We start from the raw sequence: 17225 nt of genomic DNA on the forward strand, positions 1-17225 counted from the left end.
GCGTTTACGTCATGCTGCTTTTTGTCGTTCACACAATAAAGGAGGAAGAAAGATGAAATCACGTTTCAAATTACAAGCACTTATCGAAATTTCATTGTTCGCGGCGCTTGGACTAATCTTTGATTTACTCATCCCATACCGTTTGCCACAAGGAGGGTCAATCAGTTTAGCGATGCTCCCGATCTTTGTGATGGCATTCCGTCACGGACTGAAAGGTGGACTTGCGACAGGAGCGCTCGTCGGGACGCTTCAACTCTTGTTTGGCGCCTATATTTTCACACCCGTACAGTTCCTACTTGATTATACGGTCGCGTATGGACTTGTCGGTGTGGCCGGCGTCTTTGCCGGACGTGTGAAACAGGCTGCTACTCAAGGGGCGACGAAGACGCTCGCAACCTATTTAGTGCTTGGCGCATTGATTGGGTCGGCATTGCGATATGCGGCTCATGTCATCTCAGGAATCGTCTTTTTCGCTGAGTATGCGGAAGGGCCGGTCGTGGCGTATTCACTCGGCTATAACGCGACGTATATGGTTCCGTCGTTTGTCATCTCAGCCATCGTATTAGTATTACTCTTCACGACAGCTCCACGCTTCACGCGTGTGGCGACACGGGACATTCGTCAATGAACGTCTTGATTGTCGCGGCGAGTCCGGAACCTATTCCGGACTTACCGCGTGATGCCGATTTAGTCATTGGAGTGGATGGTGGGTATCAAAAGCTGTTAGATGAAAAAATCGATGCGGACGTCGTAGTGGGCGATTTTGACTCGTACAAAGGACTACTGCCCGAGGAGGCGCTACGTTTTCCGTCGGAGAAAGATGTGACGGATCTTGAGATTGCGCTTCAGTTGGCGATCGATCGGGGGGCGACACGGATGGATGTGTACGGTGCGCTCGGGGGACGGATTGACATGACGTTCGCAAACGTTGGTCTACTCGAATCGTATCCAGGGATGATTCTCCATGGGAAGGGAAACATGATTTTTCTCGCTCGACCGGGTGATTCTGGGATTCCGAAACAAGAGGGACATTATCTGTCCTTCATGCCTTGGAAGACGGCCACGATTTCGATTAAAGGTGTCAAATATCCACTCGATCATCATGAGGTCAAGAGCGGAGAAGCATTGACCGTTTCGAATGAGTGGGTCGAAGCATCTGCCCGGTTGACGGTTCATGAGGGAATGGTACTTGTCATGATTGTCAAAAAATAAACAAAAAAAATCCCATCGGCGAATGCCGCTGGGATTTATTCGTTCGTGTATAAGTATTATACGCGTTCAACGAGACCTGATTTAAGTGCGCGAGCTGAAACCCAAACGCGTTTCGGTTTACCGTCAACGAGAATACGAACTTTTTGTACGTTTACACCCCAAGTACGTTTTGTCTTGTTGAGTGCGTGCGAACGGTTGTTACCTGATTTAGGTGATTTACCTGTTACGTAGCATTTACGTGCCATGCGTTTCCCCTCCTTTTTTATGTGGGTTCGTCCTAATAGACACTCGTTTATATTAGCACGGCTTTTTTCCCGATGCAACTAGAAAATCATACCATGACAAGAAAAAAACTTGACATTACTCTCAAGGATTTGAATAATGAATGAGGTTATCGCGTTAATTGACCGAGATTCTGGAGCAGGTTCTTTTAATAACTAGGTACTTATTGTAGAATGTACATTAGGAATCATTCCGAATAAAGGAGGCTACTCCATATGGCAATTGAAATGAAGACAACATATGGCAATATTGACATCACAAGTGACGTTATCGCGACACTCGCAGGTGGTGCGGCGATGGAATGCTTCGGTGTGGTCGGCATGGCTTCACAAGCACAACTGAAAGACGGCATTGCTGAATTGTTAAAACGTGAAAATTACGCACGAGGTGTCGTCGTACGTCAGGATGAAGAAGACGTACATATCGACATGCACATTATCGTAAGCTACGGGACGAAAGTATCTGAAGTCGCATACAACGTGCAAAGTCGAGTGAAGTATACGCTCGGAGAAACTTTAGGATTAAACGTTTCGTCGGTAAATATATTCGTTCAAGGCGTTCGTCTGACGAATGACTGACGAAAACGGAGGAGGATTTGGTGTGGGTTTAAAACGATTAGATGGATTGGCGCTCTCAAACATGATCGCGAACGGAGCGGCCAACTTGAGCCAAAACGCAGATTATGTGGATTCGCTTAACGTCTTCCCGGTTCCAGACGGAGATACGGGGACGAACATGAACTTGACGATGACGTCGGGTGCGAAAGAAGTAGCGGCCATGAACTCATCAGATATCGCGGAGGTATCATCAAAGTTTGCTCGTGGACTCCTGATGGGAGCACGTGGAAACTCGGGCGTTATTTTAAGCCAGTTGTTCCGCGGGTTCGGGAAAGCTGTTGAAGGAAAAGCAGAACTGACAACAGTTGATTTTGCAGAAGCGCTCAAGCGCGGTGTCGACACGGCATACAAGGCGGTTATGAAACCGGTTGAAGGAACGATTTTGACGGTTGCTCGTGAAGCGGCCGACGAAGCGCTTCTTGCGTCAGAGTCGACAAGTGATTTCACTGAATTTATGGAACGTGTCATCGTCGAAGCGAAAGCATCGTTAGACCGTACACCGGACTTATTGCCGGTATTAAAAGAAGTCGGCGTCGTCGACTCGGGTGGTCAAGGGCTTCTCGTCATTTATGAAGGATTCCTCGCAAGTCTTGAAGGAAAAGAACTCGAAAAACCACATACACCGGTCATGGACGCCTTGATCGAAGCAGAACACCACGCGCATGCGGCGCAAGGATTCATGTCAACAGAGGACATCGAATTCGGTTACTGTACAGAGATCATGGTCCGTTTCCAAGAGGACAAGTTGAAAGATGCACCGTTCAACGAAGACGCATTCCGCAATGAGTTATCTGAACTCGGGGATTCTCTCCTTGTCGTTGCGGATGAAGAACTCTTAAAAGTTCACGTTCACGTCGAGACACCTGGTGAAGTCATCACGAAAGGTCAACGTTTCGGTGAGCTCGTTGCAGTCAAGATCGAGAACATGCGTCAACAACATTCAACGATTCTCGAAGAAGAACAAGGTGCCAACCAACACGGTGTTCAACAAGCAGAGAAGCCAAAAGCACCATTTGCCATCGTGACGGTCGCAATGGGTGAAGGTGTCAGCGAATTGTTCCGTTCACTTGGGGCGGCACACGTCATCGAAGGTGGACAGACGATGAACCCATCGACAGAAGATATCGTCAAGGCGATTGAGTCGGCACATGCGGAACACGTCTTCATCTTCCCGAACAACTCCAACATCATCATGGCGGCTGAACAAGCGGCATCTGTCGCACCGTGCGGCGTTTCGGTCATTCCGACGAAGACGGTCCCACAAGGACTCGCGGCAGCTATCGCATTCAACCCTGAAGCGGATGTCGAGATGAACGAACAAGCGATGAATGCGGCTGCGTCAGCTGTGAAGTCTGGACAAGTCACATACGCTGTTCGTGATACGAGCATCGATGGTGTTGAAATCAAAAAAGATGAACATATGGCGATCGCAGAGAAGAAAATCGTTTCTTCCTCTCCGTCTAGTCTTGAAGCGGCTAAACGATTAGTTGATGCGCTCATCGACGCAGACGACGAGATCGTCACGATCCTAACAGGAGAAGGTTCTTCTGAATCAGACGTCGAGGCGTTGACGTCTTATATCGAATCAGTAAATGATGAGATTGAAATTGAAGTTCACGACGGCAAACAACCGCTTTACTCTTATATTTTTAGTGTGGAATAAGCTGTTTCGAATCCCTACCTTCTGTATAATGAAGGTAGGGATTTTTGAAAGGGGGAAAATTTGATGAAATATCGGAGTGTGTTTGACATCATTGGTCCGGTCATGGTCGGACCGTCGAGTTCGCATACAGCAGGTGCTGCTCGCATCGGCTTGATGGCTGGGAAGTTATTCGGAAGAACGCCGCGTACGGCGCACATCACATTTTACGGGTCGTTTGCTGACACGTATCGGGGTCACGGGACGGATGTGGCCATCGTCGGTGGAATCATGGGATTCGATACGTTCGATTTGAGAATCCCGCAGGCGTTAGACATCGCCCGTGAAAAAGGGATCGAGGTCATCTTTGAGACGAGTGACCTGTTGACGGATCATCCGAATACGGCCCGCGTGTTACTAAAAGATGAATTGGGCACATTTGAAATTGTCGGAATCTCGATCGGTGGGGGAACGATTGAAATCACGGAATTGAACGGATTCCCGTTGAAACTGACAGGTGGGGGACCTGCGCTCGTCGTCTTACACCATGACCGATTCGGGGCGATCGCGGCAGTAACGGGTGTGTTGGCGAATCACCAATTAAACATTGGTCATATGGAAGTGAGTCGTCACGAAAAAGGGATGCAGGCGTTGATGGCGATTGAGATTGATGAAACCATTCCTGCGGAAGTGCTCGCTGAGTTGGAACGATTGCCGCAAATCGAACGGATTGCTATTTTTGGGGAATAAGGAGAATGTGAGATGTTTAAATCAGTAGAAGAGTTAGTGACGATTGCAACAGAACGAAACATCCCGATTTCTGAAGTCATGATTGAGCAAGAGATGCATGTCAGACGTTCGAGTCGAGAGGACATCATCGGGATGATGGACCGTAACCTCGAGGTCATGGAAGAGGCGGTCGAACGGGCACTTCAAGGGGTGACATCGGTGACGGGATTGACGGGGAACGATGCCGTACTCATGCAAGATTACATTCGTTCGGGCAAGTCGCTCGCAGGGGATCTCATTTTAGATGCCGTGTCGAAAGCGATCGGGACGAACGAAGTGAACGCGGCGATGGGACGAATTTGTGCGACACCGACTGCGGGGAGCGCCGGGGTCGTACCAGGAACGTTGTTTGCGGTGAAAGATCGTCTGGAAATGGACCGCGACGCGATGATTCGTTATTTGTTCACGTCAGGAGCATTCGGATTCGTCGTAGCGAACAACGCCTCGATTTCAGGAGCGGCCGGCGGATGCCAAGCCGAGGTCGGTTCGGCGACTGGAATGGCAGCCGCGGCCATCGTTGAAGCGGCCGGTGGGACACCGGACCAATCGGCGACAGCCTTTGCGATTGCCCTTAAAAATATGCTTGGTCTCGTCTGCGATCCTGTGGCGGGGCTCGTCGAAGTGCCGTGCGTTAAGCGGAACGCCATGGGTGGTGCCAATGCCATTGTCGCAGCTGACATGGCGCTCGCGGGGATTACCTCACGTATTCCTTGTGACGAGGTCATCTCAGCGATGCACGAAGTCGGTCAGATGATGCCGACCGCGTTGAAAGAGACGGCCAAAGGTGGTCTTGCGAATACGCCGACGGCTCGTCGCCTCGAACGAAATATATTTGGAGCGAAAGAAGATGCAAAACAATGACCGATTGACGACGCTGAAAGGGGTCGGGCCAGAGATGGCCAAAAAATTAGAAGTGATGGGACTTGTTCGAATCGAGGACGTGCTGGAGCACGTCCCGTTTCGTTATGAGAATTATAATAGTGGGACGGTAACGACAGCCGTTCATGGTGACCTAGTTAAATGGAGTGGGACGGTTCAAGCTGAACCACTCGTTCGTTATTACAGTAAAGGGAAAAATCGACTACAGTTCCGTTTATTATTAGAAGAACGGTATGCCGTACAAGTGACGATGTTCAATCGGGCGTTCTATAAAGAAAAGTTAGTTATCGGTGAGACAGTGACGGTCAAAGGGAAGTGGGACATGAACCGGATGACGATTAGCGCAACCGACCTCGAATTCGGTGCCCCCTCTGGTGGTCTCCAACCAATCTACTCTCTACGAGCAGGACTGACACAAAAGAACTTTAGTCGAATCGTAAAACTAGCGTTTGAACAAGTGAATGATCTCCCTGAACAGGTGCCGCAGGCCATTCGCGACCGATATCGGTTAGTTGACCGAATGGCGATGCTTCGTGGGATGCATTTACCGGATACGGTAGAGACGTATAAGCAGGCAAGACGAAGTTACGTCTATGAAGAATGTTTACTGTATCAATTGAAACTACAAGCGTTTCGAAAAATGGAGCGGTCAGGAAACGGTCGGGCCCTTCAACTCGATAAACAACAGTTGAATGAATTTGTGAAACGACTCGCATTTCCGTTGACTGGAGCGCAGACACGGGTCATCCGTGAAATCGTGTCGGATCTTGAAAAACCGGAGCGGATGAACCGATTGTTACAAGGGGATGTCGGGAGCGGGAAGACCGTCGTTGCCGCGATTGCCTTGTATGCGACCGTCATGGCCGGGTATCAGGGTGCACTGATGGTTCCGACAGAGATTCTTGCAGAACAACATGCCACCTCATTACAAGAATTATTTGAACCATTTGGCATCAAGATCGCCCTTTTGACGAGCTCGGTGAAAGGAAAGGTGCGGGAGGCGTTACTCTCAGCGATTCAATCAGGTGACGTCGACATCATCGTCGGGACGCACGCGCTCATCCAAGGACCGGTCGAGTTTTCCAATCTCCATTTAGCGATTACAGACGAACAGCACCGTTTTGGTGTTGAACAGCGGAAGAAGCTACGAGACAAGGCGGAGTTTGCCGACGTCCTATATATGACGGCGACCCCGATTCCGAGAACGCTCGCCATCAGTGCCTTCGGTGAGATGGATGTTTCGACCATCGATGAGATGCCAAAAGGTCGAAAACCGATTGAGACGTATTGGGCTAAGCATGACCAAATCGACCGTGTCCATTCGATGGTCGATCGCGAACTAACGCTTGGTCGACAAGCGTATGTCATCGCACCGCTCATCGAGGAATCGGATACGCTTGAAGTGGAGAGTGCGACGGCGCTGTATGAACTGTTGAAAGAACGCTTCTCGAATTATAGCGTTGGTCTGATGCACGGGAAGTTGTCGAGCGCAGAAAAGGACGACGTGATGAAGTCATTTGCGGATAACACGACGCAAATCCTTGTTTCGACGACAGTCGTCGAAGTCGGGGTGAACGTCCCGAACGCTTCGCTCATCATCATTCATGATGCCGAACGCTTCGGACTTGCTCAATTACACCAGTTGCGCGGGCGGGTCGGTCGTGGTGCCCATCAATCATTTTGTATCCTTGTCGGAGACCCGAAATCGGATGTCGGGAAAGTCCGTTTGAAGACGATGACGGAAACGAACGATGGCTTTGTTTTAGCCGAGAAAGATTTAGAGTTACGTGGTGCTGGAGATTTCTTCGGTACCGCGCAAAGTGGTTTGCCGAGTTTTCGGGTCGCTGATCCGGTTCTCGATTTAAAAGTGATGGAAGTGGCGAGACAAGATGCTGTAGCGCTTCTCGGGAGTGAGGCTTTTTGGCATGATGCCCAGTATGACGTTTTACGAAACTATTTGAAACAACTCGACCTTCTCGTCGGGGAAAGGTTAGAATAATACTTGAAAATGACGACTAAAGAATATATACTGCTATTAGTACCAGGTATTAAGTTCTTTAGTAACTTAGTTTAGGAGGGAACTGAATGCGGGTACCTAAGAAAGAGCGGCAACGCTTGTTACAGGAAACGATTGAACACAACCCGTTCATCAAAGACGAAGAGCTGTCAAAACAGTTTTCCGTCAGCATCCAAACGATTCGACTTGACCGAATGGAATTAAAAATTCCAGAAGTGCGGGAACGAATCAAACATGTGGCTTCCGAACATCTCGATGAAGTCAAATCGCTTTCAATGAGCGAGGTCATCGGTGATATGATTGACTTGAAACTAGATGACTCTGCCATCTCTGTACTCGACATAGAAAAAGAACACGTCTTTAGCCGCAATGAGATCGCCCGTGGACATGTATTGTTCGCGCAAGCCAACTCGTTAGCGGTGGCGCTCATCAACGATGAATTGGCGTTGACCACTAAAGCGGATATTCGCTTCAGTCGCCAGGTCCATCTTGGAGAGCGAGTCGTTGCCAAGGCTCGTGTGCTGAAACTACGTGGGGACGGGAGAACAGACGTCACAGTCGAAAGTTACGTCGGCGAGGAGTGCGTCTTTGACGGCGACTTCACGATTTACCGACGTAGTGAGGAGGAACAAGCATGAAGTTAGCAATTGATGCAATGGGTGGCGACCACGCACCGAAGGCGATTGTAGAAGGGGTCAAGCGATTCATCGAGCAATTTCCGAATGAATCGATGGAACTCTTTTTAGTCGGTGACGAGGTGAAGATTGCCTCGTATGGTCTTGACGATCCTCGTGTGACGGTCATTCCAGCCAGTGAAATCATCACGGGTGAGGATGAACCGGTTCGTGCGGTACGCCGTAAGAAAGACAGTTCACTCGTCAAAGCAGCCCAACTCGTTAAAGAAGGAAAAGCGGATGCCCTCGTGTCTGCTGGGAATACCGGCGCACTGATGGCGGCATCACTTTTCATCATCGGACGAATCCCGGGAATTGAGCGTCCGGCACTATCTCCGACGTTCCCTACATATACAGGGAGTGGAGTCGTCGTACTGGATGTCGGAGCGAATCCGGATGCGAAAGCCGAACATCTTGTGGATTATGCCATCATGGGCTCACTATATGCCGAACACGTCCGAGGCATCAAAACACCTCGAGTCGCCCTTCTCAATATCGGAACGGAAGCCGGAAAAGGAAATGCACTCACGAAAGAGGCATTCCCCCTCCTTGAAGCGGCTCCTGTCCACTTTGTCGGGAATGTCGAAGCGCGTGAAGCGATGTCAGGAGACGTAGACGTCATCGTGACCGAAGGGTTTGCCGGAAATATCCTGTTAAAAGGTGTAGAGGGCTCCTCGGCGATGCTCATGAAGATGATGAAAGAACAGTTCACGAGTAATCTTGTATCAAAACTCGCCGCTCTCATCTTAAAACCGAAGTTAAGACGACTGAAAGAAACGCTTGATTATCGTGAACATGGGGGAGCCGGATTATTTGGGATCAATGCGCCAGTCATTAAAGCGCATGGGTCAAGCGACGCACTTGCCATCGCGAGTGCGTTGAAGCAGGCAAAAATCATGGTAGACCACGATGTCGTGGAGAAAATCAAGCGTGCTAAAGCGATAGATTAAGCGAAAGCAGGTGAGGACATGGGGAAAGTAGCATGGGTGTTTCCAGGACAAGGTTCCCAAGCCGTCGGAATGGGACAAACCTTCTTAAATCATCCTGAAATGCTTCAAGCAATCGGACGTCGACTCGGATTTGACCTTCTTGAAGTCATGTCATCCGGGTCGAAGGAAGATTTACAAGAAACAGAAGTCGCGCAACCGGCGATCGTGGCGCACGCCTCGTTGCTCGCGCAAGCTTATGCGAAGAACGGTGCGACACCAGACGTCGTCATTGGGCATAGCGTGGGTGAATATGCCGCGCTCGTCAGTGCGGGTGTCATCGATCTAGAAGAGGCGACCGTACTCGTCCGCGAACGCGGTCAGTTGATGTCTGAAGTAAAGGACGGAACGATGGCCGCGGTCGTTGGAATGACCGATCTTCAAGAGGCACACCACATTACGGAAAAAATTAGTGCGAGTGGAGATTTAGTTCAAATCGCCAATTTAAATTGTCCAGGTCAATTCGTGATTTCAGGACATGTCGACGCAGTCGAACAAGCGAGTGTAGAATTGAAGGCAGCTGGGGCGAAACGGGTGTTACCGTTACAAGTCTCTGGAGCGTTCCATAGTTCATACATGATGCCGGCAGCGACTCGTTTCCAGGATGTCCTCGCCTCATCGCCGTTTACAGAAGCTTCAGTCGACGTGATTTCAAACGTAGACGCGGCTGTGCATCGTGACCCTGAACACTTAAAAGCGTTATTGACGAAACAACTCTATTCGTCTGTTCGCTTTGAAGAATGTGTTCGTAAAGCGATTGCAGACGGTGTCGATACGTTTATCGAATTTGGTCCATCATCACCACTCTCTGGATTGATCAAACGAATCGATTCAAACGTTACGATTCAAAAGGCGACCACGTTAGAAGAAGTCGCCTCGTTAGGAGGAGAAGTTCGTGCGTGATCAAGTAGCGATCGTGACAGGTGCGTCCCGAGGAATCGGTGCGGCCATCGCGAAACGTTTAGGGGAAGACGGCTTCAAAGTCGTCGTGAACTACTCGGGTAGTGAACAAAAGGCAAATGAGGTCGTCGCGACCATCGTGGAGGCAGGTGGTGAAGCCCTTGCCGTCAAGGCCGACGTTTCAAATGCTGACGACGTCAAAGCGCTCGTCAAGACAACGGTCGATACGTACGGTCGGGTCGATTGCCTCGTCAACAATGCAGGAATTACACGTGACGGGTTACTCATGCGGATGAAAGAGGCGGATTTTGAAGACGTGTTATCGACGAATTTAAAAGGGGCCTTCTTGACATCTCAAGCCGTCACGAGACCGTTACTCAAATCAAACTCAGGTCGAATCATCAATATCGCCTCTGTTGTCGGGATTACCGGTAATGCCGGGCAGGCAAACTATGCGGCTGCGAAAGCAGGATTGATTGGGTTGACGAAGTCGGTGGCTCGTGAGCTCGCCGGACGTCATGTGACGGTCAATGCCGTCTGTCCAGGGTTCATTCAAACCGACATGACGGATGCCTTGACAGATGCACAGCGAGAGGCTACACTCGGACAGATTCCGTTCAATCGTTTCGGTCAGGTGGAAGATGTGGCAAACCTCGTCTCTTTCCTGGCATCGGAACAGGCCGCTTATGTGACTGGACAGACGATTGCCGTCGATGGCGGCATGACAATGGCGTAAAAGAGAACTTTACCAACAGACAGACATTTAATATACTTACCTTTGGAGGGATTTTATCATGACAAAAGAACAAATCTTAGTAGACGTAAAAGAAGCAGTAGCAGAGAAGCTCGGGAAAGATGTATCTGAGATCACTGCAGACAAATCGTTCAAGGACGACCTTGGCGCGGATTCACTTGAAGTGATGGAAATGGTGATGGACCTCGAAGACAAGTTCGACATCACGATCGAAGACGAAGATGCTGAAAAGCTCGCGACTGTTGGAGACGTAGTAGCTTACATCGAAACAAAAGTGTAATCAAGCTATCCCACCGCTCGGTTCCGGGCGGTGGGCTTGTGCTTATTCATGGAGGGAACTATGACAAAAGACAAACGACGGTTTGACCGTCAAGGGTCGGCGCAGCGTCGTCGACGTCAGGAAATGGAACGGGCACGCATCTTAGAATTATTTAAATCGTTACAAGAACGCATGGACGTTCAGTTTTCAAACCACGACTTGCTGATGCAGGCGTTCACGCACTCTTCATATGTGAATGAACAGCGTGGATTGCGAAAAGATAATGAACGTTTAGAATTTTTAGGGGATGCTGTCCTTGAATTGACTGTATCTCGCTTTTTGTATGAGACTTATCCGGAGCGTTCCGAGGGGGAATTAACAAAATTACGGGCGGCAATCGTTTGTGAACCGTCACTCGTAAATTTTGCGGAAGCCTATGCTTTCTCTGATTTCATCTTGCTTGGGAAAGGTGAAGAGTTGACCGGTGGGAGAAAACGTCCGGCTTTACTTGCCGATGTATTCGAATCTTATATCGGGGCTCTTTATTTAGACCAGGGAATCGAATCAGTCGAACGGTTCCTCGCCGAAGCGGTTTTTCCGAAAGTCTTAGCGGGCGTATTTGAAGAACAAACTGATTTTAAGAGCCAGTTGCAGGAAAGTGTTCAGCGAGAAGGGCTCGGACCGGTATCATATGAGATTATCGAAGAACGAGGTCCTGCGCATAGTCGTGAATTCGTCGCGCACGCTCGTCTCAGTGATGATATCGTCGGCGAAGGGGTCGGGCGTTCGAAAAAAGAAGCTGAGCAATTGGCGGCGAAAGAAGCACTCATCGCCTTCAATCGTCGATACGCAGACTTATAATCAAAAGGAGTGGACCATTCACGATGGTTCCACTCCTTTTTCATGTCAATTGACCGAGCTCTTCGACGATTCCGTCAACTTCTGAAATGGAGAGGGAAGAGCGTGTCATCACGTATTCATAAATTTCTTTTACCGCTGATGGGTCAGCTGCATTATATTCTTCCGCTTTGATCGCTCCGCGGTTAATAATGTTCATCTTATCCAAAATGGCTTCGATCATCTGTTCATTCGTCATCTGTATTCCCCTTTCTACAGTTCTTTTTAGAATAGCATGATTCTGGCATTTTGACGAACTGTTAACTGTGGTAAAATATACAGATGAATGCTTACTGCGGATAGGATGGTCACGATGCACTTAAAACGAATCGAACTCGCTGGCTTTAAATCATTTGCCAAGCGAATTGAATTAGATTTCCGTCCCGGCGTCACGGCTGTTGTAGGGCCGAACGGGAGCGGGAAATCCAATATATCGGACGCTGTTCGCTGGGTACTTGGAGAACAGTCGGCCAAATCACTTCGCGGTGCCAAGATGGAAGATGTCATCTTCGCCGGAAGTGAAGGAGAGAATCACCGAAATGTCGCCGAGGTCACGCTCGTCCTCGATAATCGCGACGAACAGTTGCGTCTCCCTTATGAAGAAGTGAGTGTGACCCGTCGCGTGACCCGAAGTGGGGACAGCGACTATTTTATGAATAAAAAACCATGTCGTTTAAAAGACGTCATTGACTTGTTTTTAGACACGGGTCTTTCCCGCGATGCGTTCGCCATTATCGGGCAAGGGCGGGTCGAACAGGTCATATCCGGTAAACCGGAAGAACGTCGTGCAGTCATTGAAGAGGCAGCCGGCGTATTAAAGTATCGTCAACGAAAAAAACAGGCTGAACGGAAATTGCAAGACACCGAATTGAACTTGTCTCGCGTCGATGACATTTTATTTGAGTTAGCGGATCGCGTTGAACCGCTCCGTGAACAGGCAGCGCTCGCTCGGGAGTATAAAGTGGCGAAAGCACGACACGATGAACTCGAAACGGGAATCATGGGTGCTGAGATTCGATTGCTTCAACAAGAGATTGAACTAGTGTCGGCACGTCACGTGGAATCTGTTCAACAGTTATCTGACTGTGACCGTTCGGTACGTGACCTCACCGATGAACGTAGCGACCTCGAAGCGACGCTTGCTCAGTTGCGTGAAGAATTGACAGAGCTCAACCAAAACGAAAGGGAGCACTCGACGTACGTCGAGCGCTTGACGGGTGATATCAAGCTCGCAAAAGCACAAGAAGAACATGGTGCCGAGATGAAAGACCGCCTCGTCCGTCAACGTGAAGAAGTACGTGTGGAAATGACCGAACTTGAAGCGCGCTTGAAGGTCGTTCGTGAAGAGCTTGACCAAAAAGTAAGCACGTTGCGACAAACGACCGAGGCAAGAGAAGCGCTACAGCAACAGTTGACATCCGCCTCTCGTGATTTCAACGCTGAAATCGAAGCGTTACAAAGCGAGGCGTTCGAACTTGCGACAACGAAAGCGACAATCGGTAACCAACAAAAACGAGAACAACGGGATATCGATATTGCCGTCGAGTCGAAAGAACGTCTTCTTCGTGAGAACAAACATCGCCTCGATGATCGTTCCTCTCAAGAAGCGACTCTCTTGGCGGCCCAAGAACAGTATGAAACAGTGCGGAGTCGTTTCGAACGACTGAGTAAAAAAGAATCGGAACTTCGCGACCAAGAGACGGCAATCCGTGAGAAACGGTCTCGAGCCGAATCATCTTATTATGACCTTGAACGGCGTCGCCAAAAGACGGAAGACCGAATCGAGATGCTCGAACGAATGAAGCAATCGTATGAGGGCTATTTCCATGCGGTCAAATTCGTCCTAAAAGACCGTTCGCCAGGTGTCCTTGGTGCCGTCGCTGAATTGATCCGTGTCCGCCCTTCTTATGAGGCGGCGATTGAAACGGCACTTGGTCAGACACAGCAACATGTGGTCGTACAAGATGAGTCAGTGGGGCGTCGTGAGATTGACAAATTACGAAAAGCCAACGCAGGTCGGGCGACGTTCTTGCCGATGACGACGATCAAACCGAGATTCGTGCCGAGTGATGTGTTGGATCGACTTGAAGCGATGAACGGGTTTGTCGGAGTGGCATCGGGACTTGTCGAAACGGATGAATCGTACGAGACGTTGAAAAAATCGTTGCTCGGTTCAGTGCTCGTTGCTGAGACTCTTGAAGTCGCGAACCGCATCGCCCAATCGACGGGATATCGTTTCCGTGTCGTCACGCTAGAAGGGGATATCGTCAACGTCGGTGGTTCGATGACGGGTGGTAGCCGCAAGCAAGGCGTGGCCTTGTTCACGCAATCACGTGAATTGGATGACTTGAAAGAAGGTCTTACCCAAGGTCTCGCGATGCTACATGAGCAAAAACAGCGTCTTCAAGAATATACGGAAGCGTTGAATGCAATCACTCAAGAATTATCAGCGCTTCGTGATGAGAAACGTACCGTGGAAGAATCGCTTCGAGAGGTCGAGGCTACTTATCGTACGGCCGAACGTGCCTCACTTGATGCCAAGTCACAACTAGAGCTGTTCGACCATGAAATGATGCGCTACGAGCGGACAATTGAGACATCGACTGCCGAATTGGAGCGATTGACGGTTGAATTGGCTGAAACGGACGGTGCACAAGCAGACATTCGCTCTCGCCTCGAATCACTTCGGGCAGAGCAGGCGAAAAGCGCTGAGAGTACGGGACAATTGGAAGCACGCCTTCGTCAAAACGAGCTCGATCTTCAGCGTCACACGCTCGAAGAAGAGCGGGTCCGAAACGAATTGGAGCGCATGACGACGGAACAAAATCGTCTGCAGGAACGTACCGATCAGATGGAGCGTGAACTCACGCGCCTCGATAGTGGAGAAGTCGTGTCATCTGCCGAGCTCGAAGCGACGCTCGCTACTGCCAAACTAGAATTCACAGAAATTCAAGAACGGCTTCAAAAAGTGACGGCAACGCTCAAGGCGAATGAAGAAGCGTACCGAATCATGCGTCAGCGAGTCGACCAAGCGACGGAAGCACGGCGTCAGGCGGAAACCGTCGTCAGAAAACTGGAGACGGCGAAACAAGAGTTCGAACTGAAACGGCAATGGAAGCTCGATGCGTTAGAAGAGAACGGACTCGTCGCAGAGCTACTTCCGGCACTTGAAATTCCACTAGAAGAGGCAAAAGAAGAGTTCAAGTTGCTCGTTCGCCAAATTGAAGAGATCGGACCGGTCAACATGAATGCGATTGAAGAGTTTGATAGTGTCCACGAACGCTTTACGTTCCTGTCCGAGCAACGGGATGACCTCGTCAGCGCAAAAGAAGATTTATATGAGATCATCTCGGAGATGGACCGTGAAGTGACGCGTCTCTTCAAAGAGACGTATACGAGTGTACGGGCGCACTTCAAGCAGACGTTCACCGAACTCTTCGGTGGCGGAGAGGCGGATTTGAAATTAGTTGATGAATCCGATTTATTGAATACAGGAATCGAAATCGTCGCCAAACCACCGGGTAAAAAGTTACAGACGCTCAGCCTCTTGTCTGGTGGGGAGCGTGCGCTGACGGCCATCGCATTATTGTTTGCGATTTTGAAGACACGTCCGGTACCGTTCTGTGTCCTCGATGAGGTCGAGGCGGCCCTTGATGAGGCGAACGTGCATCGTTTCGGAGAATACATTCGAACGTTGTCGATCGATACGCAGTTCGTCATCATCACGCACCGGAAAGGGACGATGGAAGCGGCGGACACATTATATGGCGTCACGATGCAACAGAACGGGGTATCCGAAGTATTATCGGTCGAACTGTCTGAAGCAAAACGTGTCGTTGAAATGGATGAAGAGATGGAGGAATCACGTTGAGTTTTTTCAAGAAATTAAAAGAGAAGTTGACGACATCTACCCAAGAGGTGTCACAGAAGTTTACCGAGGGGTTGACGAAGACGCGTGACGGCTTTGCAAGTGCCGTCAACGACCTCGTCTATCGTTTCCGCGAGGTGGATGAAGACTTCTTCGATGAACTCGAAGATTTACTCATTCAAGCGGACGTCGGGGTCACGACAACGATGGACCTCGTCGAAGATTTGAAGGAAGAAGTGAAGCGCCGCAATCTCAAAGACCCGGTCGCGGTTCGTGACGCCCTCGTTGAAGTCGTAGCAAAACGCCTTCAAGAGGATGAATCAGACCGTGAACTCAATATGCAGGACGGACTCACCGTCATCTTGTTTGTCGGTGTCAACGGTGTCGGGAAGACGACGACGATCGGCAAACTGGCGCATCAATTGAAGTCAGAAGGACGTTCCGTCATGCTTGCGGCAGGCGATACGTTCCGTGCTGGCGCCATCGAGCAACTCCAAGTATGGGGAGAACGTGTCGGTGTGCCCGTCATTCGTCAAACGGAAGGGTCTGACCCGGCTGCCGTTGTCTTTGACGCCGTTCAAGCAGCGAAGTCACGCAATATGGACGTCTTGATTTGTGATACGGCGGGACGTCTTCAAAATAAGGTTAATTTAATGAAAGAACTTGAAAAAGTAAAACGAGTCATTGAGCGCGAAGTGCCGAACGGACCGCACGAAGTCTTGCTCGCATTAGACGCGACGACCGGTCAAAACGCCATGGTTCAAGCGAAGGCGTTCAAAGAAGCAACGAACGTGAGCGGGATCGTCTTGACGAAACTCGATGGGACGGCCAAAGGCGGAATCGTCTTAGCGATTCGAAACGAGCTCGATATCCCTGTCAAATATGTCGGTCTTGGAGAGAAGATTGACGATTTGCAGGAGTTTGATCCAGAACAGTTCGTTCTTGGATTGTTCGGGGATGTTTTCGAGGACAAGAACGAGGGAGCTTTGACAGAAAAAGAGGACACAAACGAGGACCTCGCCTAAGTTTTACTGTTAAGAAAAAAACTTGACAAGTAATAGGCACGGCTGTACTATAGGTAGTTGTAAAGGGATTTCACTTAACATGTGGAGGTGAAAGGTTTGACGCTCGAAAAAACGAATCGCATGAACTATCTCATCGATTTCTATCAAGCGCTCCTCACACCGAAACAGCGCAACTATATGTCTCTTTATTACCTAGATGACTACTCGCTCGGAGAGATTGCGGAAGAGTTTGAAGTCAGCCGTCAAGCGGTCTACGATAACATAAAGCGTACAGAAACGATGCTTGAACAGTACGAGGAAAAGCTTGCCCTATTCGAAAAGTTCGAACAGCGCCAGCAACTTCTTCAGACCCTCAAACGTCAAGTCGAGCTCACGGATGACGTGAGTGCCACGATTTCTGCGCTTGAGAATTTAGAGTAGGGGGCTG

The 17225-nt window shown here is 49.7% G+C and carries 18 protein-coding genes; 16 read left to right on the forward strand and 2 right to left on the reverse strand.

Going from position 1 to position 17225, the window contains the following annotated elements; genetic code table 11:
- Window positions 1–52 precede the first annotated feature (52 nt).
- Window positions 53–628 carry an energy-coupled thiamine transporter ThiT gene (thiT, locus tag KNO66_RS02295; protein ID WP_214740043.1) on the forward strand — a complete coding sequence of 192 codons (576 nt, stop codon included), beginning with the start codon at window positions 53–55 and terminating at the stop codon, window positions 626–628.
- Window positions 625–1212, forward strand: coding sequence for a thiamine diphosphokinase (locus KNO66_RS02300; RefSeq protein WP_214740045.1), 588 nt, complete (start codon window positions 625–627; stop codon window positions 1210–1212). The genes thiT and KNO66_RS02300 overlap by 4 nt, the downstream gene beginning before the upstream one ends.
- 56 nt (window positions 1213–1268) lie before the next feature.
- Here the strand turns inward: KNO66_RS02300 and rpmB are convergent, their stop codons facing one another.
- Entirely contained in the window at window positions 1269–1457 is a 189-nt protein-coding gene (gene rpmB / locus KNO66_RS02305; protein ID WP_015881349.1) for a 50S ribosomal protein L28, read from the reverse strand.
- Window positions 1458–1709: 252 nt separating this feature from the next.
- On the opposite strand from rpmB, the gene KNO66_RS02310 reads away from it, so the two are divergent.
- The 11 genes from KNO66_RS02310 (at window position 1710) to rnc (ending at window position 11869) form a co-directional block, all read left to right on the forward strand.
- On the forward strand, window positions 1710–2072 hold the full coding sequence (locus KNO66_RS02310; protein ID WP_214740047.1) for an Asp23/Gls24 family envelope stress response protein: 363 nt from the start codon (window positions 1710–1712) through the stop codon (window positions 2070–2072).
- 22 nt (window positions 2073–2094) lie between these two features.
- Window positions 2095–3774 carry a DAK2 domain-containing protein gene (locus KNO66_RS02315; protein ID WP_214740049.1) on the forward strand — a complete coding sequence of 560 codons (1680 nt, stop codon included), beginning with the start codon at window positions 2095–2097 and terminating at the stop codon, window positions 3772–3774.
- Between the two features lie 63 nt (window positions 3775–3837).
- Window positions 3838–4500 carry an L-serine ammonia-lyase, iron-sulfur-dependent subunit beta gene (sdaAB, locus tag KNO66_RS02320; protein ID WP_214740051.1) on the forward strand — a complete coding sequence of 221 codons (663 nt, stop codon included), beginning with the start codon at window positions 3838–3840 and terminating at the stop codon, window positions 4498–4500.
- Window positions 4501–4512: 12 nt separating this feature from the next.
- Window positions 4513–5400: an L-serine ammonia-lyase, iron-sulfur-dependent, subunit alpha gene (sdaAA, locus tag KNO66_RS02325; protein ID WP_214740053.1), complete on the forward strand. Its 888-nt coding sequence runs from the start codon at window positions 4513–4515 to the stop codon at window positions 5398–5400.
- Window positions 5387–7417 carry an ATP-dependent DNA helicase RecG gene (gene recG / locus KNO66_RS02330; protein ID WP_214740054.1) on the forward strand — a complete coding sequence of 677 codons (2031 nt, stop codon included), beginning with the start codon at window positions 5387–5389 and terminating at the stop codon, window positions 7415–7417. Before sdaAA ends, recG begins: the two co-directional genes overlap by 14 nt.
- Window positions 7418–7503: 86 nt before the next feature.
- Entirely contained in the window at window positions 7504–8073 is a 570-nt protein-coding gene (gene fapR, locus KNO66_RS02335) for a transcription factor FapR (protein WP_214740055.1), read from the forward strand.
- Window positions 8070–9059: a phosphate acyltransferase PlsX gene (plsX, locus tag KNO66_RS02340; RefSeq protein ID WP_214740056.1), complete on the forward strand. Its 990-nt coding sequence runs from the start codon at window positions 8070–8072 to the stop codon at window positions 9057–9059. Before fapR ends, plsX begins: the two co-directional genes overlap by 4 nt.
- Before the next feature lie 18 nt (window positions 9060–9077).
- Window positions 9078–9998: an ACP S-malonyltransferase gene (fabD, locus tag KNO66_RS02345; protein WP_214740057.1), complete on the forward strand. Its 921-nt coding sequence runs from the start codon at window positions 9078–9080 to the stop codon at window positions 9996–9998.
- The gene (fabG, locus tag KNO66_RS02350; protein ID WP_214740058.1) at window positions 9991–10731 is read left to right on the forward strand and encodes a 3-oxoacyl-[acyl-carrier-protein] reductase; all 741 of its coding nucleotides are present in this window, start codon (window positions 9991–9993) and stop codon (window positions 10729–10731) included. The genes fabD and fabG overlap by 8 nt, the downstream gene beginning before the upstream one ends.
- A 58-nt stretch (window positions 10732–10789) precedes the next feature.
- On the forward strand, window positions 10790–11029 hold the full coding sequence (acpP, locus tag KNO66_RS02355; protein WP_214740059.1) for an acyl carrier protein: 240 nt from the start codon (window positions 10790–10792) through the stop codon (window positions 11027–11029).
- A gap of 123 nt (window positions 11030–11152) precedes the next feature.
- On the forward strand, window positions 11153–11869 hold the full coding sequence (gene rnc / locus KNO66_RS02360; RefSeq protein ID WP_214742361.1) for a ribonuclease III: 717 nt from the start codon (window positions 11153–11155) through the stop codon (window positions 11867–11869).
- A 40-nt stretch (window positions 11870–11909) separates the two neighbouring features.
- Here the strand turns inward: rnc and KNO66_RS02365 are convergent, their stop codons facing one another.
- Entirely contained in the window at window positions 11910–12104 is a 195-nt protein-coding gene (locus KNO66_RS02365) for a DUF1128 family protein (protein WP_034771119.1), read from the reverse strand.
- A 114-nt stretch (window positions 12105–12218) separates the two neighbouring features.
- Here KNO66_RS02365 and smc point away from each other — a divergent pair, with 114 nt between their 5' ends.
- The 3 genes from smc (at window position 12219) to KNO66_RS02380 (ending at window position 17218) form a co-directional block, all read left to right on the forward strand.
- The gene (gene smc, locus KNO66_RS02370) at window positions 12219–15776 is read left to right on the forward strand and encodes a chromosome segregation protein SMC (protein ID WP_214740060.1); all 3558 of its coding nucleotides are present in this window, start codon (window positions 12219–12221) and stop codon (window positions 15774–15776) included.
- On the forward strand, window positions 15773–16798 hold the full coding sequence (gene ftsY, locus KNO66_RS02375) for a signal recognition particle-docking protein FtsY (RefSeq protein ID WP_214740061.1): 1026 nt from the start codon (window positions 15773–15775) through the stop codon (window positions 16796–16798). Before smc ends, ftsY begins: the two co-directional genes overlap by 4 nt.
- Window positions 16799–16894: 96 nt before the next feature.
- Window positions 16895–17218, forward strand: a complete 324-nt coding sequence (locus KNO66_RS02380; RefSeq protein ID WP_015881364.1) for a putative DNA-binding protein — start codon at window positions 16895–16897, stop codon at window positions 17216–17218.
- Window positions 17219–17225 lie beyond the last annotated feature (7 nt).

The organism is Exiguobacterium sp. s48, assembly GCF_018617395.1.
GTDB lineage: Bacteria > Bacillota > Bacilli > Exiguobacteriales > Exiguobacteriaceae > Exiguobacterium.

Excerpts from the sequence above, each read along its gene's own strand:
- smc (WP_214740060.1), top strand. The coding sequence starts at position 12,219 with ATGCACTTAAAACGAATCGAACTCGCTGGCTTTAAATCATTTGCCAAG.
- sdaAB (WP_214740051.1), top strand. The coding sequence starts at position 3,838 with ATGAAATATCGGAGTGTGTTTGACATCATTGGTCCGGTCATGGTCGGA.
- sdaAA (WP_214740053.1), top strand. The coding sequence starts at position 4,513 with ATGTTTAAATCAGTAGAAGAGTTAGTGACGATTGCAACAGAACGAAAC.
- KNO66_RS02300 (WP_214740045.1), top strand. The coding sequence starts at position 625 with ATGAACGTCTTGATTGTCGCGGCGAGTCCGGAACCTATTCCGGACTTA.
- fapR (WP_214740055.1), top strand. The coding sequence starts at position 7,504 with ATGCGGGTACCTAAGAAAGAGCGGCAACGCTTGTTACAGGAAACGATT.
- KNO66_RS02365 (WP_034771119.1), bottom strand. The coding sequence starts at position 12,104 with ATGACGAATGAACAGATGATCGAAGCCATTTTGGATAAGATGAACATT.
- plsX (WP_214740056.1), top strand. The coding sequence starts at position 8,070 with ATGAAGTTAGCAATTGATGCAATGGGTGGCGACCACGCACCGAAGGCG.
- rpmB (WP_015881349.1), bottom strand. The coding sequence starts at position 1,457 with ATGGCACGTAAATGCTACGTAACAGGTAAATCACCTAAATCAGGTAAC.
- rnc (WP_214742361.1), top strand. The coding sequence starts at position 11,153 with ATGGAACGGGCACGCATCTTAGAATTATTTAAATCGTTACAAGAACGC.
- recG (WP_214740054.1), top strand. The coding sequence starts at position 5,387 with ATGCAAAACAATGACCGATTGACGACGCTGAAAGGGGTCGGGCCAGAG.
- thiT (WP_214740043.1), top strand. The coding sequence starts at position 53 with ATGAAATCACGTTTCAAATTACAAGCACTTATCGAAATTTCATTGTTC.
- KNO66_RS02310 (WP_214740047.1), top strand. The coding sequence starts at position 1,710 with ATGGCAATTGAAATGAAGACAACATATGGCAATATTGACATCACAAGT.
- fabD (WP_214740057.1), top strand. The coding sequence starts at position 9,078 with ATGGGGAAAGTAGCATGGGTGTTTCCAGGACAAGGTTCCCAAGCCGTC.
- acpP (WP_214740059.1), top strand. The coding sequence starts at position 10,790 with ATGACAAAAGAACAAATCTTAGTAGACGTAAAAGAAGCAGTAGCAGAG.